The sequence below is a fragment of the Psychroserpens sp. XS_ASV72 genome, assembly GCF_041224425.1.
Classification (GTDB): domain Bacteria; phylum Bacteroidota; class Bacteroidia; order Flavobacteriales; family Flavobacteriaceae; genus Psychroserpens.
Map to the genome: position 1 here is coordinate 541,699 of NZ_JBGFGL010000080.1, position 22,836 is coordinate 564,534.

17 protein-coding genes are annotated in these 22,836 nt (G+C 35.2%); 14 read left to right on the forward strand and 3 right to left on the reverse strand.

Annotated elements, in window-relative coordinates:
- From AB9K26_RS13320 to queG, 8 genes are all read left to right on the forward strand, one after another.
- Window positions 1-531, forward strand: coding sequence for a DUF3341 domain-containing protein (locus tag AB9K26_RS13320; RefSeq protein ID WP_369973047.1), 531 nt, complete (start codon window positions 1-3; stop codon window positions 529-531).
- Between the two features lie 9 nt (window positions 532-540).
- Window positions 541-1,101 carry a cytochrome c gene (locus AB9K26_RS13325; protein ID WP_369973048.1) on the forward strand — a complete coding sequence of 187 codons (561 nt, stop codon included), beginning with the start codon at window positions 541-543 and terminating at the stop codon, window positions 1,099-1,101.
- Between the two features lie 25 nt (window positions 1,102-1,126).
- Window positions 1,127-2,476 carry a quinol:cytochrome C oxidoreductase gene (locus AB9K26_RS13330; protein ID WP_369973049.1) on the forward strand — a complete coding sequence of 450 codons (1,350 nt, stop codon included), beginning with the start codon at window positions 1,127-1,129 and terminating at the stop codon, window positions 2,474-2,476.
- Between the two features lie 29 nt (window positions 2,477-2,505).
- Window positions 2,506-3,570: a cytochrome c oxidase subunit II gene (locus tag AB9K26_RS13335; RefSeq protein WP_369973050.1), complete on the forward strand. Its 1,065-nt coding sequence runs from the start codon at window positions 2,506-2,508 to the stop codon at window positions 3,568-3,570.
- Window positions 3,571-3,591: 21 nt separating this feature from the next.
- Window positions 3,592-5,385: a cbb3-type cytochrome c oxidase subunit I gene (locus AB9K26_RS13340; protein WP_369973051.1), complete on the forward strand. Its 1,794-nt coding sequence runs from the start codon at window positions 3,592-3,594 to the stop codon at window positions 5,383-5,385.
- 92 nt (window positions 5,386-5,477) lie between these two features.
- Window positions 5,478-6,500, forward strand: coding sequence for a Holliday junction branch migration DNA helicase RuvB (gene ruvB / locus AB9K26_RS13345; RefSeq protein WP_369973052.1), 1,023 nt, complete (start codon window positions 5,478-5,480; stop codon window positions 6,498-6,500).
- Between the two features lie 8 nt (window positions 6,501-6,508).
- A complete protein-coding gene (locus AB9K26_RS13350) occupies window positions 6,509-7,843 on the forward strand; it encodes a cytochrome P450 (RefSeq protein WP_369973053.1) in 1,335 nt (444 codons plus the stop codon).
- On the forward strand, window positions 7,843-8,772 hold the full coding sequence (gene queG / locus AB9K26_RS13355) for a tRNA epoxyqueuosine(34) reductase QueG (protein WP_369973054.1): 930 nt from the start codon (window positions 7,843-7,845) through the stop codon (window positions 8,770-8,772). Before AB9K26_RS13350 ends, queG begins: the two co-directional genes overlap by 1 nt.
- A gap of 12 nt (window positions 8,773-8,784) precedes the next feature.
- Here the strand turns inward: queG and AB9K26_RS13360 are convergent, their stop codons facing one another.
- On the reverse strand, window positions 8,785-9,099 hold the full coding sequence (locus AB9K26_RS13360) for a MotA/TolQ/ExbB proton channel family protein (protein ID WP_369973055.1): 315 nt from the start codon (window positions 9,097-9,099) through the stop codon (window positions 8,785-8,787).
- 152 nt (window positions 9,100-9,251) lie between these two features.
- On the opposite strand from AB9K26_RS13360, the gene AB9K26_RS13365 reads away from it, so the two are divergent.
- Window positions 9,252-9,944 (forward strand): LytTR family transcriptional regulator DNA-binding domain-containing protein, encoded by a 693-nt coding sequence (locus AB9K26_RS13365; RefSeq protein ID WP_369973056.1) that lies wholly within the window; start codon window positions 9,252-9,254, stop codon window positions 9,942-9,944.
- Between the two features lie 7 nt (window positions 9,945-9,951).
- On the opposite strand, the gene AB9K26_RS13370 is transcribed toward AB9K26_RS13365, so the two are convergent.
- Complete coding sequence (locus AB9K26_RS13370) at window positions 9,952-10,986, reverse strand: LacI family DNA-binding transcriptional regulator (protein ID WP_369973057.1); 1,035 nt, start codon at window positions 10,984-10,986, stop codon at window positions 9,952-9,954.
- Between the two features lie 149 nt (window positions 10,987-11,135).
- On the opposite strand from AB9K26_RS13370, the gene AB9K26_RS13375 reads away from it, so the two are divergent.
- The 4 genes from AB9K26_RS13375 (at window position 11,136) to AB9K26_RS13390 (ending at window position 17,948) form a co-directional block, all read left to right on the forward strand.
- A complete protein-coding gene (locus AB9K26_RS13375) occupies window positions 11,136-13,754 on the forward strand; it encodes a TonB-dependent receptor domain-containing protein (protein WP_369973058.1) in 2,619 nt (872 codons plus the stop codon).
- Between the two features lie 128 nt (window positions 13,755-13,882).
- The gene (locus tag AB9K26_RS13380) at window positions 13,883-15,187 is read left to right on the forward strand and encodes an MFS transporter (protein WP_369973059.1); all 1,305 of its coding nucleotides are present in this window, start codon (window positions 13,883-13,885) and stop codon (window positions 15,185-15,187) included.
- A 59-nt stretch (window positions 15,188-15,246) separates the two neighbouring features.
- Complete coding sequence (locus AB9K26_RS13385; protein WP_369973060.1) at window positions 15,247-16,185, forward strand: carbohydrate kinase family protein; 939 nt, start codon at window positions 15,247-15,249, stop codon at window positions 16,183-16,185.
- Window positions 16,186-16,199: 14 nt separating this feature from the next.
- Entirely contained in the window at window positions 16,200-17,948 is a 1,749-nt protein-coding gene (locus tag AB9K26_RS13390; RefSeq protein ID WP_369973061.1) for a glycosidase, read from the forward strand.
- Between the two features lie 17 nt (window positions 17,949-17,965).
- Here the strand turns inward: AB9K26_RS13390 and AB9K26_RS13395 are convergent, their stop codons facing one another.
- Window positions 17,966-20,347, reverse strand: a complete 2,382-nt coding sequence (locus AB9K26_RS13395) for a DUF5686 family protein (protein ID WP_369973062.1) — start codon at window positions 20,345-20,347, stop codon at window positions 17,966-17,968.
- 190 nt (window positions 20,348-20,537) lie between these two features.
- On the opposite strand from AB9K26_RS13395, the gene AB9K26_RS13400 reads away from it, so the two are divergent.
- Window positions 20,538-22,832: an NADP-dependent malic enzyme gene (locus AB9K26_RS13400; protein WP_369973063.1), complete on the forward strand. Its 2,295-nt coding sequence runs from the start codon at window positions 20,538-20,540 to the stop codon at window positions 22,830-22,832.
- Window positions 22,833-22,836 lie beyond the last annotated feature (4 nt).

The following is a 22,836-nucleotide window of genomic DNA, read 5'->3' on the forward strand; positions in this document are numbered from 1 at the left end:
ATGGAAGCTTCAAAAGTAATTCACGCTATTTACAATGATGATGATATTTTAATGGCTGCCGTTAAAAAGGTAAAAGCTGAAAAACATCACATTGAAGAAGTCTATACACCTTTTCCGGTTCACGGATTAGACAAAGCCATGGGATTGGCTCCAACACGAATTGCCATTACATCATTCTTATACGGATGTGTTGGTTTGACGGTTGCTATTGTGATGATGAATTTTATCATGATTCAAGATTGGCCGCAGAATATAGGTGGAAAACCTAGTTTCAGTTATTTGGAGAACATGCCAGCTTTCGTACCAATTATGTTTGAGCTTACGGTATTTTTTGCCGCTCACCTTATGGTGATTACATTCTATTTAAGAAGTAGAATGTGGCCTTTCAAAAATGCTGAAAATCCAGATCCTAGAACTACTGACGATCATTTCCTTATGGAAATACCAGTGCATGGAAATGAAAAGGAATTGACCAATTTACTTAGGGATACTGGAGCAGTGGAGATTAATTTAATTGATAAAGCACATTAATTTATTCAGATGAAAAGCATATTTAAAATAGCAATAGTATTAACGGTATTTGCAAGCATTATGTCTTGTAAAAAAGACTCAAGGCCTAATTACCAGTTTATGCCAAACATGTATGAGCCTGTTGGTTATGAAGCTTATGCCGAGTCTGATGCGTTTGCTAATGGTGTAGAAGCACAATTGCCAGCAGAAGGAACCATACCAAGAGGTGGACACCTGCCTTTTGAATATGAAAATACAACTGAAGGTTATGATTTGGCTAAGAGTTCTTTGATGAGTCCGTTAGATTCAACTCAAGTGGATTCTGAAAGAGGAAAGGAACTATATGATATCTATTGTGGGATTTGTCATGGAAACAAAGGTGACGGTCAAGGTAAATTAGTAAAGCGAGAGAAGATTTTAGGGGTTCCTAGTTATGCAGATGCAGGAAGAGCGATTACCGAAGGAAGCATTTACCACACTGTATATTATGGGAAAAATGCCATGGGATCATACGCTAATCAGTTAAATGAAGAAGAGCGTTGGCAAGTGGTAGATTACGTTTTAAATTTAAAAGCGGATCTAGAAAAATAACATAGATTAAGATTAGACACAGGATATGTACACATTTTCAAGTAAATTAAAAACAATCTCTATTGTACTTATTATTTTAGGTGCTCTTGGTGTTGGTTTCGGTTTTTGGGACTCCCATAAATATCAAACTGAAGAAGATGTAAAGGAATTATTGGCTAGTGAAAGCCATGGGCATGGAGAAGCTCATGCCACTACAGATCATGCAGCTGACATGCACCATGCAGAAGATGCACATCACGCTGAAGGAGATCATGCAGAGGAAGGTCATGAGATGAGCCATGAAGAACACGTGCTTCACCAAATTCATAACAGACCATGGGCTGCATTATATGTTGGTGCCTTTTTCTTCTTTATGATTGCACTTGGCGCTTTGGCATTTTATGCCATTCAATGGGCTGCGCAAGCAGGTTGGTCACCAGTATTGTTTAGGGTTATGGAAGGAATTACAGCTTACGTTTTACCTGGTGGACTTATCGTATTGGCAATAGCATTCTTTGCTGGAGACCACATTTTTATATGGATGGATCCAGATGTTGTTGCTCATGATGAATTAATTCAAGGGAAACAAGGTTGGCTGAATAAAACAGGATTCTTTATTAGGGGGTTGATCTTTTTAGGAGGTTGGGTTTTATACCGAACATTTGCTAGAAAATTCTCTATTGCTCAAGATCATGCTGAAGCTAACGATAAAAGAAACTTTAAAAAGACGTTTCGTATTTCAGCTGCCTTTCTTGTATTTTATATCTATACAGAATCAATGATGTCTTGGGACTGGATTATGAGTGTTGATCCACACTGGTTCTCAACCCTATTTGGATGGTATGTATTCGCTTCAATGTTTGTAAGTGGTATTACTGTTATTGCGCTAATGACCATTTATTTGAAATCAAAAGGTCATTTGGAATTTGTAAATGATAGTCATATCCATGATTTGGCAAAATTCATGTTTGGTATTAGTATTTTCTGGACCTATCTGTGGTTCTCACAATTTATGTTGATCTGGTACTCTAATATTCCTGAAGAGGTGACTTATTTTGTCTCAAGAATAAATGATTATAAATTGCCATTTTTTGGTATGCTGGTCATGAACTTTATCTTCCCATTATTGGTGTTGATGAACAGTGATTATAAACGTGTCAATTGGTTTGTAGTCATGGCTGGATTGGTCATTCTGTTTGGACATTACATTGATGTTTTCAATATGATTATGCCAGCAACGGTTGCAGATCGATGGTTTATTGGTCTTCCAGAAATTGGAGCTATATTATTGTTTGCAGGTTTGTTCTTGTTTGTCGTATTGAGTGCCTTAACAAAAGCACCTTTACTAGCAAAAGGAAATCCGTTTATTAAAGAAAGTGAACAATTTCATTATTAAATAAAATTAAATAAAGAAGAGAAACGACAATGACTGCTTTTTTAACACTTATAATTGTAATTTTTATTGCTGTTGCCATTTGGCAAATGGTTAAGATTTTTGACCTTGCACAAGTAGGCTCTTCTGGTAGTGGACAAGTTGCGACCGATAAAGACAATAAAATCAATGGCTATTTGATGATGGGATTCTTGGTGTTCATTTATGCCATTACTATAGTTTGCTTTTGGTACTTAGGTGATTTACCATTAATGTCAAATTCAGCTTCTGAACACGGATTGGAAATTGACAATTTGATGTGGATCTCCATGATCATCATTTTGATAGTTCAAACATTTACTCAATTCCTTTTGCATTATTTCGCATATAAATACAAAGGTGAAAAAGGGAAGAAGGCATTGTTTTATGCCGATAACAATACACTTGAAGCTATTTGGACATTCATTCCTGTAGTTGTTTTGGCAGGTTTGATTATTTACGGACTTTTCACTTGGACTAGCATTATGAATGTGGATGAGAGTGAAGATCCAATCGTCATCGAATTATATGCGCAACAGTTTAACTGGAAAGCACGTTATGCTGGTGAAGATAACACTTTAGGTATGGCTAATGTTCGTTTAATTGATATTGACAAAGCTAATATCTTAGGTGTTGACGAATCTGATCCTAATGCTAGTGATGATATCATAACTACTGAATTGCATTTGCCTGTAGGAAAGCCTGTATTGTTCAAAATGCGTTCCCAAGATGTATTGCACTCAGCTTATATGCCGCACTTTAGAGCACAAATGAACTGTGTGCCAGGTATGATTACGCAATTCGGTTTTACACCAACTGTAACAACAGCTGAGATGCGTCAAAACCAAGACATCAAAGATAAAGTTGCTCATATCAATGAATTGAGGTTAGAGCGTCAAGCTGAAATTGAAGCTATTGGACAAGATTTACAGTATGAGTTTGATTACTTACTGATATGTAATAAGATTTGTGGAAAATCGCATTACAATATGCAAATGAAAATTATTGTTGAAACCGAAGAAGAATATAAAGCTTGGCTTAGTGAACAAACAACGTTCGCAAATTCTTTGACCAAATAAAAAAATTAAAAGAAAAAGATTATGTCAGCACACGCAGATATTCACGCACACGACGATCACGGACATCATCATAAAGAGACTTTCGTGACTAAGTATATCTTTAGTCAGGACCATAAAATGATTGCCAAGCAATATTTAATTACTGGAGTAATCATTATGGGTATCATCGGGATTTTAATGTCTTTAATGATACGTATGCAAATTGCATGGCCAGGAGAACCTAATGTGGTCTTTGAGGCCTTGTTAGGGAAATGGGCTCCAGATGGTGTTATGGATGCCGATATTTATTTAGCATTAGTGACTATTCATGGTACATTGATGGTATTCTTTGTACTTACTGCTGGTCTTAGTGGTACTTTCAGTAACTTATTGATTCCACTACAGATTGGTGCTAGAGATATGGCATCAGGATTCTTGAACATGATTTCTTACTGGTTATTTTTCTTATCCTGTGTTATCATGATTTCATCATTCTTTGTTGAATTCGGTCCTGCAGCTGCTGGATGGACAATTTATCCTCCTTTAAGTGCGCTACCTATGGCACAACCAGGTTCTGGAATGGGTATGACATTATGGTTAGTGTCGATGGCTATTTTCATTGCATCTTCACTTTTAGGATCATTGAATTATATCGTTACTGTAATTAATTTACGAACAAAGGGAATGTCTATGACCAGACTTCCACTAACAATTTGGGCGTTTTTTGTGACGGCAATTATCGGTGTGATTTCATTTCCAGTATTATTGTCAGCAGCTTTACTGTTAATAATGGATAGAAGTTTTGGAACCTCATTCTTCTTGTCAGACATTTTCATTCAAGGTGAAGTGTTACACTATCAAGGTGGTTCGCCTGTATTGTACGAGCATTTATTTTGGTTCTTGGGTCACCCTGAAGTATACATTGTATTATTGCCTGCGCTAGGAATTACTTCTGAAATTATTGCAACGAACTCACGTAAACCAATATTTGGATATAGAGCGATGGTTATGTCAATCTTGGCTATTGCCTTCTTATCTACAATAGTTTGGGGACACCACATGTTCGTTTCAGGAATGAATCCATTTTTAGGATCTGTATTTACATTTACGACATTGTTGATTGCTATACCTTCTGCGGTTAAGGCCTTCAACTATATAACAACATTGTGGAAAGGAAACCTCCAAATGAACCCAGCAATGCTGTTTTCTATCGGATTGGTATCAACCTTTATCACTGGTGGATTAACAGGAATTATTCTTGGAGACAGTGCTCTTGATATTAATGTTCATGACACGTATTTCGTTGTGGCTCACTTCCACTTGGTAATGGGTATTTCTGCACTTTACGGTGTGTTCGCTGGAATCTATCATTGGTTCCCTAGAATGTTCGGTCGTATGATGAATAAAAATCTTGGTTACCTCCATTTTTGGGTCACTGCCATTAGTGCTTATGGTGTTTTCTTCCCAATGCATTTTATTGGAATGGCTGGACTACCAAGACGTTATTATACCAATTCTAATTTCCCGTTGTTTGATGATACAGCCAATGCTAATGTAGTGATTACTATCTTCGCTTTAATTGGTGGTGCTGTTCAACTTGTATTTTTATACAATTTCCTTAGTAGTATTTTCTACGGAAAGAAAGCAGAACAAAATCCATGGAAATCAAACACCTTAGAATGGACAGCTCCTGTAGAGCACATGCACGGAAATTGGCCAGGCGAGATTCCTCACGTATATCGTTGGGCTTATGACTATAGCAAACCAGGTCATGATGATGACTTTGTGCCTCAAAATGTTCCTATGAAAGAAGGAGAAGAGGAACTTCAACATTAAAAAAATTTGAAAGAATATTTAAAAAGCCTTCCGTTAATTTCGGAAGGCTTTTTTTGTGATAAAATTCGTTTTAGTATGTTTATATTTGTGTTATGAACGAAAATTTAGATCCTACGAATCAAAATTTTTCACCCGAAGAACTTGATGTCGAAAAAAAATTGAGACCATTATCTTTTGATGATTTTACGGGTCAAGACCAGGTTTTGGAAAATCTTCAGGTTTTTGTTCAAGCGGCTAATGGGAGAAGCGAAGCCTTAGATCATACATTGTTTCACGGACCTCCAGGATTAGGGAAAACGACCTTGGCGCATATATTGGCAAGCGAGTTGAATGTTGGCATCAAAGTGACTTCAGGACCAGTTCTGGATAAGCCTGGAGATCTTGCGGGACTTCTTACTAATTTAGATGAGCGCGATGTCTTGTTTATTGATGAAATTCATCGTCTGAGTCCTATAGTGGAAGAATATCTCTATTCAGCTATGGAAGATTACAAGATCGATATCATGATTGAGTCTGGTCCAAATGCTAGAACAGTTCAGATCAATTTAAATCCGTTTACATTGGTTGGTGCCACAACCAGATCAGGACTTCTCACATCACCTATGCGAGCGCGTTTCGGTATTCAAAGCCGACTTCAATATTACAACACCGAATTGTTGACCACTATAGTTCAACGTAGTGCCTCCATTTTAGATGTTCCTATTTCAATGGAAGCTGCTGTTGAAATCGCAGGACGAAGTCGAGGCACACCAAGAATTGCGAATGCCTTATTACGTCGTGTTCGTGATTTCGCTCAAATTAAAGGGAATGGAAGTATTGATATCAAAATTTCTAAATTCGCTTTAGAAGCTTTGAATGTAGATGCACACGGATTGGATGAGATGGATAATAAAATCCTATCCACGATCATTGAAAAGTTTAAAGGTGGTCCAGTCGGCATTACGACTTTAGCAACAGCAGTTAGTGAAAGTGCCGAAACCATTGAAGAAGTATATGAGCCCTTTTTGATTCAGCAAGGGTTTATTATGCGTACACCTAGAGGACGAGAAGTCACTGAGCAGGCGTATAGACATTTGGGAAAAATTAAAGGGCCTACGCAAGGCGATTTGTTTTAAATAGAGATATGAGTGATACAAAACACATTCCTGAAGTTCGGCTATCACAATTTTTAAAACATTCTCTACAAATTCTTAAAAACCCACTCCCATTCCATCATAAAAACTTTAAGAATAAAGGCGATATTTTTCAACTGAAAATCGGGTTAAAAAAGAAAGTGTATTTTTCCAGAGACGCTGCATTTGCAGAGTATGTCCTTCAGAAAAACCATAGGAATTATGTCAAGTCCAAAATACAAACCGAAGACTTGGTAAAATATGTTGGTAAAGGCTTACTGACCTCTGAAGGTGAACTTTGGAAGCAGCAACGAAAACTCATTCAGCCTGCATTTCATAAAAAACAACTGAGCCAACTTCTCGATACAATTCGACAAACCATTCTTTTGGAGTATAAACGAATTGAAGTAAAGAAATCAATAGATGTGTTTCCAATTCTGAACGATTTGGCCTTTCAAACAGTAGTACAATCTTTATTTAGTAGTGCCGCAAATCAACATGATATTGACCGATTGCAATTCATTACTGAAGCCAATCAAAAAATGCTGGTTAAAGAACTGCGTCAACCGTATTTAGGTTGGTGGTTCAATATGAGCGGAAAACTAGAGCATCATTTAAAATTAAGTCGTAAAGCTCGTGATATTTTAAAGCGAATTGTAAATCAGAGAAAAGATTCAAAACTTAGAAAAAATGATTTGCTCGATATGCTTTTGGATGCTCGATATGAAGATGGTAACGCTATGGATGAAGAGCAATTAATTGATGAAATATTAATACTGTTTGTCGCTGGTCATGAAACAACTTCAAATGCGTTGAGTTTTACCTTTCAATTATTGGCGCTACATCCTGAATGGCAAGAACGTATTTTTGAAGAAGCTTCTAACTTAAGAAAAGAAACCGATGATTTGATGACCTTGGTGACAGCATCTAAAGTTTGTCAGCAAGTTATTGAAGAGTCTATGCGATTGTATCCACCAGCCTACTTTATTGATCGTGTCAATGTGGAACCAGACACGTTTAACAGTTTTAGTTTCGAATCTGGAGTCAAACTCTTGTTTTCCATTTATGAAATCCATCGCCATCCAAAACTATGGAGTAATCCAAATCAATTTCAACCTGAGCGTTTTGATGAAGGCTCTCGGAAATTTTCTTCGCAATATTTTCCGTTTGGTGCTGGACCAAGAAAATGCATTGGTAATAATTTTGCTATGTTTGAAATGGTTATTGCCGTCACAGAACTAATATCGAAATATCAAATCAAACCTGATTTTGAAGCTATTGAAATACTGCCTTTAATTACTTTAAAGCCAAAAAACGCCTTTTTGACATTTGAACCTAGAGACTAGTGCTTAATAACAAATCTAAATACAGTCAACTAATAAAAACAGAAGCTAAACGACTTGGATTTTTATCCTGCGGAATAAGTAAAGCAGCGTTTCTTGAAGAAGAAGCACCACGATTGGAAGATTGGTTGAAGAAAAACATGCATGGAGAAATGCGTTATATGGAAAACCATTTCGATAAGCGGTTGGACCCTACAAAGCTCGTTGAGGATTCCAAAAGTGTGGTGTCGTTATTACTTAACTATTATCCATCAGAACTTCAAAATCCTGAAAGCTATAAATTGTCGAAGTACGCTTATGGTACCGATTACCACTTCGTGATAAAAGACAAACTCAAACAATTATTACATTTTATTCAGAAAGAAATAGGAGACGTTCATGGTCGTGCTTTTGTAGATTCAGCACCTGTATTGGATAAAGCTTGGGCTGCAAAATCTGGTTTGGGCTGGATTGGAAAACACAGTAATTTATTGACACAGCAAGTAGGTTCTTTTTACTTTATTGCTGAACTCATTATTGATTTGGAATTGGATTACGACCATGCAGTAACCGACCACTGTGGTACTTGTACAGCTTGCATTGATGCTTGCCCTACAGAAGCCATAACAGAACCTTATGTCGTTGATGGGAGTAAATGCATTTCCTATTTTACGATAGAGTTGAAAGAGCAAATTCCATCTGAGTTCAAGGGTCAGTTTGACGATTGGATGTTTGGTTGCGATGTGTGCCAAGATGTTTGTCCGTGGAACCGTTTCTCAAAACCTCACAGAGAACCACTTTTCAATCCACATCCTGAGTTATTATCCATGTCCAAAAAAGATTGGGAGGAGATTACCCAAGATGTGTTTAATGAACTTTTTAAAAAATCAGCCGTAAAACGCACTAAATTTTCAGGGCTTCAACGCAACATTGATTTTTTGAAAAAGGAGTAATCCATTTTTGATTTAATCCAATCTTGATTTGTTTATCAGCGCTAAAACGATCGCCAAAATGTAAATTATGAGGCCATAAATAGTAGTAATAGAACTTACTTTCAAACCGCCTGCCATTATTTGCTGACTTACTTGTCCCATTTGCTCAATGCCTTTAAAGGCACCATACAATCCGATGATTTGACCTAAGATTCCAAAAGAAAGTGCTAAAAGTCCGATGTCTTTTGTCCACTCTGGGAATTTCCAAAAACTAATAATAACGCCTAATAATAATAAGGTAAGAATGGTCATAAATAAGGTGCCACCTTCAAAAAATAAATCTAACATAATTTGTGTTTTAATGTTACTATTCAAATGTAGGTATTAATATATTTTGCTCAGTATGTAATAAACCTCTTTTGAGTTGTTGAATCCCTATTTAAAGCTAACGTATCGTACTACAGACGTCTTAATATACACATTTGTTCTATTTTTACGGTATGAATAAAAGACAACTATTGAATGCTCTGTATTGGATAGTGGCTTCACTTTTAATGGCCATTTTATTACAGGATTCACTTCCCTCATTTTGGAATGCATGGTTAATCGCTTTATTTTTATTACCCGCAGCTTTAATTGTCAAGTTTGGAATCGAAAAAACAAACACCCTTCCTCCAATTAAGAAAGGAATTCGATACTTTTTATTGGCAGTTCTTTCTTTATTCTGGGGTTATATAGCCATATTGATTGCCTATTGGTATATCTTGGAACTCAATTCAGCAACTGTTGAAAAAATCATAATCAATCCTTTTTTCATTTGGATCTTGATTGGCTTCTTTGTTTTACTTGAGCGCGTACTATTTAAAACATCCAAACCGGTTGAAAAAGAAACGGTTTCTATTTTCAGTAATAGAAAGAAAACCGTGATTCAAATTCAGCATTTGGCTTATATAGAAAGTAGAGGCGATTTCACTATTGCCATTTTAACGGATGGAACTACGTATAAAAATACGATCAAGATTTCTGAATGGTCCCAAAAACTGGATGGCTTTCTACGAATTCATAGAGCTTTCTTGGTGAACCCAAACATGGCTACATTAAGTGGTAACGAAATTATAATAGACTCTAACACCTCATTACCAATTTCGAGAACCTATAAAAGAATGGTCGAGGATTATTTTATGGAAACATGAATTGTTATTAATTGATCTTTTCTGCTATTGAAGATTCTCTAATTACCAAGTTTGTCGGTAGTTCCACAGTTTTAAATGTTACGGGAATTTTCTTTTTCTTTTGTTTTATTTCCTTATATAGAAGTTTGAAGGCAACTTTTCCCATTTCATAACCAGGTTGATCTATTGTACTTAAGGTTGGTGTAATTACGGAAGACATAAACCAATTACTAAAACCAACAATTTTTATATCATTAGGAATGGCAATCCCTTGTTTGTTGAATTCAGAAATGGCACCAATGGCCACTAAATCAGTGTTTATAAAAACACCATCGACATCCTTGTGATCTTTTAAAAGTTCTTTAGAAAAATGGACACCTTCTTCAAAGCTCATATCATTTAGTATATATACCAATGATGGGTCATAATTCATTCCGTGCTCAAGTAAGGCACTTTTATAGCCTAAAAATCTATCTATTGAATTTTGAGGTAAAAGAGGACCTCTGAAGTGTGCTATTTTTTTGCATCCTGACTCTATCAGGTGTTTTGTTGCATTATAAGCAGCTTTTCTGTCATTTATAATGACTTTTGAGCATTGAACGACTTTAGCAATTTTATCAAACAATACTAAGGGAGTTTCAGAAATTAAAATCTCATCTAAATGGTCAAAATGAATAGTCCCGTTGGCTAGAGACATTAAAATACCATCAACTCTTTTGTTTAGCAACAAGTCAATTTGTTTTTTTTCTAACTCATAAGATTCATTTGATTGTAGAATAATAACTAAATAACCTTTTTTTTCTGCTTGGGCAACAATTCCTTTTAAAACACTAGAAAAGAAATGGTGTACTACTTCGGGTATGATAATACCTATTGTTTTAGACTCGCTAGTTCTAAGGTTTACGGCAAAGGCATTAGGTTTGTAATTAAGAGTTTCGGCGGTTTCTCTAACTAAGCGTTTGGTTTTTTTGCTTACGTCTGGATAGTCTTTTAATGCTTTAGAGACAGTTGTGACCGATATCCCAAGGATTTCGGCTATATCTTTTAAAGTGATTGGTTTCATAAATGTTATTTATGAACATAAATTTAACAAATCGAAAACGTTTTCGCAAAATCGAAAACGTTTTCGATGCCAAATTCATAATTTTTTTTATCAATGAATATAAATTTGTCAAAAATAATCGCAATTTTTTTAACTAAACAACAATCACAATGAGATTAATAAAAAACAAATGGTCATTATTTATTATGCTAATGATGACCACCATGATTGTTTCTGCACAACATGCAATCAAGGGAAATGTAAAAGACTCAAACGGAATTCCCTTAGCAGGTGTTAACATTGTTTTAGAAGGTACAACACAGGGAGCAGTCACTGATTTTGATGGAAACTATAGTGTTGAAAATGTTGAAAGTGGGACTTTTAATGTTATAGCTAGCTACTTAGGCTTTAAAACGATAACTAAATCTGTTACTATTTCTAATAGCGATGTGACTTTAGATTTTGTATTGAGTGAAGATAGTGAGGCACTAGATGCAGTCATTGTTACTGGTGTAACAAATCCAAAATCTAGAATCGAATCTAGTGTTTCTGTTACAACGATGAGACCAACATTGATTAAGCAATCTGCACCAAGAACAACAGCTGAAATTTTTAGAACTATTCCAGGTATCCGATCTGAGTCCTCAGGTGGAGATGGTAACTCTAATATTGCAGTTAGAGGTGTGCCAGTTTCTTCAGGTGGTTCTAAATATGTACAACTTCAAGAAGACGGATTGCCAGTTCTTTTGTTTGGAGATATGTCATTTGCTACTGCAGATATTTTCACAAGATTTGACAATAACATAGGTAGAATTGAAGCGATTAGAGGAGGTTCTGCATCAACATTATCATCTAATGCTCCAGGAGCTATTATTAATATGATAAGCAAAACTGGAAAGAATCAAGGTGGTTCTGTTGGAACATCATTTGGTTTAGATTATAATTCATTTAGAACTGATTTTGATTATGGTGCACCTATAGGTAAAGACTTATATTTTCATATGGGTGGTTTTTATCGAGTAGGAGAAGGAATAAGAGAAACTGGTTTTACCGCAAATAATGGAGGTCAATTTAAAATCAACTTTACTAAAGAATTTGAGAAGGGTTATATTAGATTATATGGTAAATATTTAAATGACAGATCTGTCGCATATCTTCCTATGCCTATCAAGGTTACAGGTTCTAATGATAATCCAGATTGGAGTGATGCTCCTAATTTTGATGCTACACAAGGTTCGTTACACTCATCATATTTAACCCAAAATGTTGGTTTGGGTCCAGATGGTCAATTAAGACGTTCTAATGTTGCAGATGGAATGAATCCAGTATCAACTTCAATAGGCATCGAAGCCAATTTTGAATTAGTTGACGGATGGAAAATTAGAAACAATGGTAGATTTTCATTTAATAAGGGTCGTTTTGTTTCACCTTTCCCGGCAGAAGTTGCTACAGCATCATCTATTGCTGAGTCCTTCGGTACTGGTTCAACATTAACTTTTGCTAATGATGGTTCTAATGTTAATGCAAATGATCTTGTTGCTCGTATTCATATGTTCGATACTGAGCTAAACAATTTTAACAACTTCGTGAATGATTTGAGGTTAACAAAGTCTTTTGACAAAGTAGATGTAACCGTTGGTTACTTTAAAGCCATTCAAAATGTATCGATGTCTTGGTTGTGGAATTCATATTTACAAGAAGTTAACGATGATAATGCTAGACTTATTGATGTTCAGGATGCTTCAAGCAACCCACTAAGTACAAACGGACTTTATGCTTATGGAGTTCCATTTTGGGGGAACTGCTGTACAAGAAATTATGACACTCAGTATAATATCTCTGCGCCTTATGCTAATATCTCATTTGAAGCAAATGATAAATTGAATATTGATGCTAGTATTCGTCTAGATAAAGGTCAAGTTGATGGATCTTTTGCTGGAACAGTTCAAACAGCATATGATGTTAATAATGATGGCAGCATTTCTGTGCCTGAACAATCGGTTTCAGCTGTCGATACCGCAAATCCAACCGCAGTAGATTATGACTATGATTATATTTCTTATTCTTTTGGAGTTAACTATAAAATAAAAGACAATCAAGCAGTTTTTGGAAGATACAGTAGAGGTGGATCTGCTAAAGCTGACCGCATATTGTTTTCTGGTTTAGATTATCTAGATGGTGACAGGATAAATGCATTAGACTTCATAAACCAAGCTGAAATTGGTTATAAAAGAGGCTTTGAAAATGGATCGCTGTATGCCACATTCTTTTATGCTAAAACTTCAGAAGAAGGAGGTTTTGAAGCGACGTCTAATTCCATTATTGAAAATGATTATAGTTCATTAGGTGTTGAATTGGAAGGAACTTATAGAATAAATGATTTCTTCCTTAGAGGAGGAGTAACCTATACAAAGGCTAAAATAGATTCTGGTGATAATGATGGAAATACACCAAGACGACAGCCAGATTTCATTTATAACCTAATTCCTTCTTATAACTTTGGGGCTGAAAAACAAAATGCTTTTGGGTTAAGTTTTATAGGGCAAACAAAAGCATATGCCCAAGACAGTAATGAATTGATTATGCCTGGATTCGTTATCATTAATGGATTCTTTAATTACGGTATAACTAAAGACTTGAGTGCTAACCTAGCTTTAAATAACATTTTTGATTCATTGGGAATCACTGAATCAGAGGAAGGTTCAATTACAGAAGGACAAGTAAACTATGTGCGAGCACGTCCTGTCCCTGGAAGGTCAATTTCCCTGGGATTGAATTATAATTTTTAAGACTTTTTTTGAGTGAGTTAATTCTATATTTAAGTTAAATTGATTGATTGAGTTAAAAGAGTCAATGTTATTATATAATTATTGGCTCTTTTTTATCTTTAATAATTAGAACTTTAGACGAGATAATCATGGGTAAGGTAAAACCGCAATTGAGTTTTTGGCAAATTTTTAATATGAATGTCGGCTTCCTAGGAATCCAATTCAGTTTTGGATTGCAACAAACAGCTGTCAATCCGATTTTCTCATTTTTAGGTGCTGCTCATGATGACTTACCACTACTTAATCTCGCTGGTCCTGTAACTGGATTAATTGTACAGCCAATTATTGGGGCTATTTCTGATAAAACATGGTCTCCAAAATGGGGAAGACGTAAACCATTCTTCTTAATAGGTGCTATTATAGGAAGTTTCTGCTTGTTTGCTTTTCCATATAGTCCTTCGTTGTGGTTTGCAGTAGGGCTATTATGGATTTTAGATGTTGGAAATAATATGGCTATGGAACCTTACAGAGCTTTTGTTGGTGACAAGTTGCCTAAAAAACAATTGAGTTTTGGTTATCAAATGCAAAGTTTATTTGTCGGTGCAGGAATTGTTTTGGCCAATGCTTCAATATTTTTATTCCAAGATTGGTTTGGCGGTCAAGAAACCATGAATGGAACGGCAAAAGTTATTCCTACATGGCTTTATTACTCTTTTTTCATTGGAGCGATACTTTCTGTAAGTACTATTCTATGGTCCGTTTTAAAAACACCTGAAATACCACCTGAAGTTGAAGAGTTAAAAGAAATAAGCAAGCACAAAGCATTGCCTTTTATCGACCGCATAAAAATGCCTTTGGTTGAAATTTTAACTGCTGTAAAAGACATGCCTAAATTTATGTGGCAATTATCAGGCGTATATTTGTTTCAATGGTATGCTTTGTTTGTTTACTGGCAGTTTATATCACCAATGTTTGAGGAGAGTTTAGGGTTTGATAAATCCCAAGCATTGAGCCAGGCTGCTAAAATGAATACGACTTATAATATTTCAACCATTGTTTTTGCTTTAGCACTTGTACCTTTAGCAATGAAATGGGGTGGTAAACGTGTGTATGTTGCAAGTTTGTTTCTAACAGCTATCGCTATGTTGTTAATACCAAACATTCAAGATGCCAACCTTGTAATATTGCCTATGATTTTATTTGGTATTGGTTGGGCTGCCATAATGGGAATTCCTTACGCCATGGTATCAAAAATTGTCCCTCAAGAAAGGCGTGGCGTGTACATGGGAATTTTAAATATGATGATTGTAATACCAATGGGAATTCAAACTTTGACTTTTGGACCAATTGTAAAACATCTCCTTAATAATAGTGCTGTTAATGCAATTCTATTTGGAGGCGGTTGTTTTGTAGTTGCATCAGTATTGGCATTACGACTAAAAAAAGTAGACTGATTTTGTCCGTTTTTAAGTTTGGAGGAAATAGTAAAAATTCAAATGATATAATTTTTGTTTTGGAAAACAAGAAAAGAGATATAGATATTTTATGTATAGGAGAAGTCCTGATTGATTTTATTGGTCATCAAACTGAAGTAACAATTGATGATACAAGAGATTATCATAGGTATTTAGGAGGTTCTCCCACAAATGTAGCAATGAATTCGTCAAGATTGGGATTAAATTCATATATGGTTGCTACTGTCGGTGATGATGGTTTTGGTACCTATATTCATAAACGTTTTTCTGAAGTTGGAGTAAATACGTCATTGGTGAAAACAACTCTTAATGATCCTACTAGTGTGATTTTTGTTTCGAGATCTGATTCTACACCGGATTTCTTGCCGTTTAGAGCCGCTGATTTTCAAATCTCTCCTGAACAAGTTCCAACAGAGATCCTCTATCGTACAAAAATATTCCACACAACTTGTTTTGCTTTAAGTAAAAATCCGGCTCAAACCACCATCCTTAAGAAGGCAGAAGAAGCATTTAATCTAGGTTGTAAGTTAAGCATCGATCTCAATTATTCAGAAAAAATGTGGGCAAATAAAACGGAAGCCAATAAAATTATCGCTTCGTATTGCGAATTAAATCCGTTACTGAAGATTAGTGAAGATGATATGTTTCGTTTTTTTAATAAAACACTCAATCATCATGAAATTTTTAATTATTTCCATAAGCTGGGTGTTGAAACTATTTGTTTAACACTTGGTAGCAAAGGTGTTAAGTTGGCTCGAAAAGAAAAAACTACAATCAAGTTGCCAGCAATCAAAATCGATAATGTCATGGACGCCACTGGTGCTGGTGATGCATTTTGGTCAGGTTTTCTGTTTGCTTACGTTCAAAATAAACCTATTGAAGATTGTTTGCAAATAGCTTTAAAGTTAGCTGCCCTTAAACTACAGAATGTTGGTAGATTACCAGATAATATAAATATTCTTTCCAAATTATTGTGAATTCTTTCCAAAACATGTTTTATAGAGAAACCTCAGAAACAAAATTGAACGTTAATGGTGTTATGCTCAATGCATATCCTGATAGTGTTGGCACACGCTTGATAGATATTATTGAGCTTCTGAAACGCCCAGAGTTTAAAGATGTATTTTCCTTATTCTACATCTTACCCACGTTCTTCAATAGTGATTTGGATAGAGGTTTTTCAATTATAGATTATGATCTAAATAAGTCATTGGTATCTACTTCAGATTTAGAAGACTTAAAAGAACTAGGCATTAAGCTGAAATTTGATATTGTCCTTAATCACCTATCTGTCGCTTCACCTCAATTTCAAGATTTATTGGTTCATGGAAATGATTCCAAATACAAAGATTTTTTTATTAATTGGAATAGCTTTTGGGAAGGGAATGGAAAAGTCAATGATAATGGAATAATTATTCCTGATAAAGTTCATCTTGATAAATTGTTTATGCGAAAATCAGGATTGCCTATACTGAACGTCCCTTTTCCTGATGGAACACTCCAACCATATTGGAATACCTTTTATCAAAAAATCAATTATAATCTCATTGATATTCAAGATTTAAAACGAATCACTTCTCTTACGCAAGAAGAAAAATCAAATATCTGTGATGCTGTTAACGATAACATTATTAAAGGCAAAAATCCTTATGAAGCAAATTTCAATTGTACTGAAGTTGTAGCAACTGAAGTCAAGTGTGTAATAGCCAACAAAGCCAATATCTTGGGTCAAATGGATGTTAATGCACAATCTGAATTGGTTTGGGAGTTTTATGAAGATACCTTGTCTAAATTAAAAAATTATGGTTGTTCGATTGTACGTTTAGATGCATTTGCATACTTGCATAAAGCTGTTGGGAAAGCTAATTTTTTCAATACACCTGGAACTTGGGAATATTTAAAACGAATTAAATCCATTGCTAAAAAAAATAACTTAACACTTCTGCCTGAGATTCATGCAGAACATGGCCTAGGGCTTCACAAAGAAGTTTCAAATGAAGGATATCATATTTATGATTTTTTTCTTCCAGGTCTTATCATCCATACTTTAGAAGAACAATCTTGTAATGTTTTGTTGAGATGGATTGATGAAATTTTATTAAATAAGTATAAAACCATCAATATGCTAGGTTGTCACGATGGGATTCCTGTTTTAGATTTAAAAGGTAAAGAAACAAATGGAATTTATCATGATGGACTTTTAGAGGATGATGATATTGAAAGTATAATGAACATTATTCTTGAACGAGGTGGCAGAGTTAAAAACATCTATGATTCAGAAGGCAACAAAATTTCATATTATCAAATTAATGCAACATACTTTAGTGCTTTAGGTGAAAATGAGCAAAAGTTGTTATTGGCAAGAGCCATTCAGTTATTTATGCCTGGTATTCCGCAAATTTGGTATTTAGATCTGTTTGCAGGAACCAATGATTATGATGCTGTTGAAAAAGCAGGTCAAGGCGGTCACAAAGAAATAAATCGCACGACACTAAGTGTTGAAGATGTAAATGATAGACTTAAAACAGAAGTTGTAAGCTGTCAATTAAAAATGATTCGATTTAGAAATACTTTTATAGCATTTAATGGCAACTTAGAAGTTATTAAAAAAAATGATAAGCATTTTAGTTTAAAATGGGTAAATAAGAATCATTGGGCTGAATTAAAAGTCGGCTTGGACACTTTACAATTTTCAATAGCTTACAGCGACGGTGATAACGATAAAACACTTCAGTTTTAATTCTATGGATTATTTAATTACTTAAACGTAAACCCAGTAGAAAACTTAAACACAAAGTTGTCGCTAGATTTTGGCAAGTTATGATATCCATAGCGGTAGAAACCTCCTACACCAAAACTAAAATAGCCCATATTCATCATCGGAAATTTTAATAAGTTTCGCAATTCAAGTCCAGTTTCCAAGAATAATTCTTGTTTTGTAGAAAACCTGATGTTCTGATGATGTTCTGGATGCGCCAAATCGCCAATACCTATGTTGTTGTGTAAAACAATTTCAGGAGTAAAATAGCCTTTGTTATTAAAAAGCGTTCCAAAGTTATGTTCGGTAAAAAGGTGTACATAGCGATCTGATAAAAATTCATAAGGTTGAACGGTTTGAAAATAGTTGTTGAATACATAAGGCAATCCATCATCAAAACTACCCTCACCTGTGAATAATTGTCCGTAAGGCACTGACGAATCGATATAGCCAGCATCGATTCTATAACTCATTTTACCTAAGCCTTTTATCCTGAAACTATCGTCCATGGTAAATTGGATTTTATTATAGCTAAAATCACTCCCAAAAAGATTAGAAAAACCTCTGGTATAATTGAGATTGAAAACAGGGTCATCACTGTCTAGCCTGAATACTGAATTAAACATATTGGTCAGCTTTTCATTGACAAAATAGCGCAATCCGATATGAAGTTCGGTAGTGTTGTATTGAGTTACAACTCCAGAGCCATTATTATATTGGTAATTGTAAAGCGGTGTTGTTTTCGCTCTAGTAATTCCAACGCTCCAATCAATATTTCGGAATAATTTCATATCAGTTTTAAAATCAAAACTTTCAATTTTGTCCATTCGCTCAGCAATAAGATTTCTGAAATTAAATAAAGTAAGGGATCGGTCTGAAAATGGACGTCCAACTTCCTTTAAATTATTTTCATAGGAAAAGGTAAGGGAAATGTCTTTTTTACTTGGTACATCATATTCTATACTCCCTCCATATTTCCATTCGGAATCTTTAAAACCATAACCTGCAAATCCACCTAAGGAAACATTTTCAAATAGGTCATCATTGGTATATAGACCTAATCCAAGCCTTAAGTTTTCATGCTTGTTTACAATCAAGGATTTGGAAATATCAATATCTACATATTTTAACGGAATTTTACCCTTGCTCAAGTCTGCTGAAAGTGTTGCTATTTTGTCAAAATTTAATTTATCACCAATACTGTCAATGATTTTATAGGTTTGGGTCTCCTTTATGCTCAAGGTGTCACGTCTGGCAGATTTCCAGAAAATGGAATCCTTTTGCGTGGCTTTTTTTTGAACACCTAACGGAAGTACAGAAAAGTCCTTTTTATCCAGTAAAGGATTTAGGTCAATATCCGATAAATAACTTTTTCCAACATATCTAAATACCCCAAAACTTTCTTTGAAGGTTCCAGAGTCATCGCCTATATCAATTTGAAAGTTCAACTGTTCTGGAAACCATTGTGTTTCTTCTAAATAGTTGTATTTTTGTTGAATGGCAACTGTAATACGTCCCGAATTATATGTGGTTGCATCAACACTTTGTACCGCATAGGTATTCGAGTTGATATATACCAATCCCTTTAAACCTTCAAAATTTCTATTGGCATTGGGTTCAAATGAAATGGCAAAAATGGTATCCTTACCTCTTAAGTATTCATCCTCAATTTTGAATTTGTATTTCTTGGTACTTCCTTTTGAAATCGGATTCAGGTAATCGGTTTCAAATAAGTTGATGTATTCCTCATAAAAAGAAAACGGTTGCAAAGCGTTGGCAAGTACAGCAAATTGAGGAGATTTGAAGCCTGATGATCGGGTTGCAATGATACTGTCCTCTGAAAATCCAGGTTTCATGTGTTTATGCTTAGCAACGGTTTCAGTAATGAAGAGGTACGATTTATCAAAGAACTCTCCAATTTCATTTAACGTATCTTCCTTTACTTCTATGCCTTCTGTGTCGATAAAGATCTTGTCGTATGAGGTATAAGTGAAGGCATTTAAGCGTTCAGGATTGTTGATGTCTTTGTTTTTAACAGCATTTCTAATGATGCGATGCGCAGGGTTTTCATTTGAATTGATCACCACTTCATCCAAAGCACTGATTTTTTGTTGTAGACGAATCACATTTGTTTTAAGATCGTTTATGTTCAGTGTTTGCGATTCATAACCTATATAGCTAATGGTGATTTTTTTGACATCTGATGGAATTTTAAATAAACCATCAATATCACTTATGGTACCACTGTAAACATCATCGTTGAAAATAATATTTGCAAAGGCAACAGGTGTATTGTCAGACTGGTCAACGATTTTGAAAGTTTTGCTGTTTTGCGAAAAACTAAGAAAAGAGAGAAGGAAAATGAGAAAAGATAGTTTCATAATTAATTGACGGTTTATTATCTAGACGCTTATTTTAAAATAATGGTTGCCTGAATGACAAAAAATGTAAATTATTTATTGGAAATTACTTTAAACTCGATGTTAGATTTTAAGCATGGCTTTGCATTAAAACCGTTACATTTGTATCAAATATTATTGAAATTAAACTATTGATCTAACAAGCCATTTCATGAGCAAACAAAGTAAACGAAGAGCAGCCTTACTATATCACGCCAAGCCAAAACCAGGAAAAATACAAGTGGTGCCTACAAAAAAGTACGCTACCCAACGTGATTTGTCTTTAGCTTATTCTCCTGGAGTAGCTGAGCCATGCTTAGAAATTGAAAAGGATAAGAACAATGCTTATAAATATACAGCCAAAGGTAATTTGGTTGCTGTAATTTCTAATGGAACAGCTGTATTGGGATTAGGTAATATTGGTCCTGAAGCTTCTAAACCGGTTATGGAAGGTAAAGGCTTGCTTTTTAAAATTTTTGCAGATATAGATGTTTTTGATATTGAAGTAGATACAGAAGATGTTGAAGAGTTTATTCAAACGGTTAAGAACATTGCTCCAACATTTGGAGGCATCAATCTTGAGGATATCAAAGCACCTGAAGCTTTTGAAATTGAAAGACGACTTAAGGAAGAACTGGATATACCAGTTATGCATGACGATCAGCATGGTACTGCAATTATATCTGCAGCGGCTTTGTTGAATGCTTTGGAAATAGCTGAAAAAAACATCGAAGAGGTTAAAATAGTAGTTAGTGGTGCAGGAGCAGCGGCCATTTCATGTTCGCGACTCTATCAATCATGTGGTGCTAAGCAAGAAAATATGGTCATGTTAGACAGTAAAGGTGTGATTCGTAAAGATCGGGAAAACCTTACCTCACAAAAAGCAGAGTTTGCTACCTCCAGAAATATTGATACGCTTGATGAAGCTATGAAAGAAGCCGATGTGTTTATCGGATTATCAATGGCTGATATCGTGACGCCTGAAATGTTGAAAACAATGGCTAAAAATCCTATTGTTTTTGCCATGGCAAATCCAGACCCTGAGATTTCCTATCAATTAGCGATTGATACTAGAGATGATATCATTATGGCCACAGGACGAAGCGATCATCCAAATCAGGTGAATAATGTCCTCGGATTTCCATTTATTTTTAGAGGAGCTTTAGACGTTAGAGCAACGAAAATAAATGAAGAGATGAAAATGGCTGCAGTGAAAGCTTTAGCCGAATTGGCAAAGGAACCGGTTCCAGAGCAAGTGAATATTGCTTATGGAGAAACAAAATTGACTTTTGGTAGAGATTACATCATTCCGAAGCCTTTTGATCCGAGACTTATTTCTACCGTTCCTCTAGCAGTTGCAAAAGCGGCTATGGAAAGTGGTGCAAGCAAGGAGCCTATAGAAAATTGGCAGAAATATGAAGAAGAACTATTAGAACGCTCAGGTTCTGACAATAAAATTGTGAGATTACTTCACAATCGTGCAAAATTAAACCCGAAACGTGTTGTGTTTGCTGAAGCTGATCACTTAGATGTCCTCAAAGCTGCCCAGTTTGTCTATGATGAAGGTATTGCCATTCCTATATTGCTAGGAAGACGAGATACCATTTTAAAGCTTATGGAAGAAATCGAGTTTGAAGCTGACCTTAGTATTATCGATCCCAAATCTGATGAAGAACTCGAACATAAGAACTACTATGCTAAAGTATTTTGGAAAAAGCAAAAACGTAAAGGCATTACATTATATGCAGCTGAACAATTGATGCGAGAACGCAACTATTTTGCGGCAATGATGATTAATGAAGGTGATGCTGATGCCTTGGTTACTGGTTTTTCTAGAAGCTACCCTTCAGTAGTGAAGCCTATGCTTCAGTTGATTGGTTTGGCGCCTGGAGCAACTCGAATAGCAACAACAAATGTCATGATGACGCAACGCGGACCAATGTTCTTAAGTGATACGTCAATTAATATCAATCCATCAGCAAATGATTTAAAACGCATTGCCCAAATGACGGCCAAAGTGGTGAAGATGTTTGGTATGGAACCGGTTATGGCCATGATTTCCTACTCAAACTTTGGGTCTTCAAAAGACCAAACAGCGACCAAAGTTCGTGAAGCTGTAGATTACCTTCATAGGCGTCATCCTGACTTATCTGTAGATGGAGAATTGCAAACCGATTTTGCTCTAAATAGCGAAATGCTACAAGATATTTTTCCATTTTCTAAATTGGCTGGAAAAAAGGTTAACACACTTATTTTTCCTAATCTTGAATCGGCTAATATTACCTATAAGTTACTTAAGGAATTGAATAAAGCAGATTCTATTGGACCAATTATGATGGGCATGAGAAAACCAGTTCATATTCTTCAATTAGATGCTAGTGTAGAAGAGATTATCAATATGACGGCCATTGCAGTAATTGACGCTCAGCAGAAGGAAAAAATCGAAATAGAACGCCTTAAACATTAGCAAA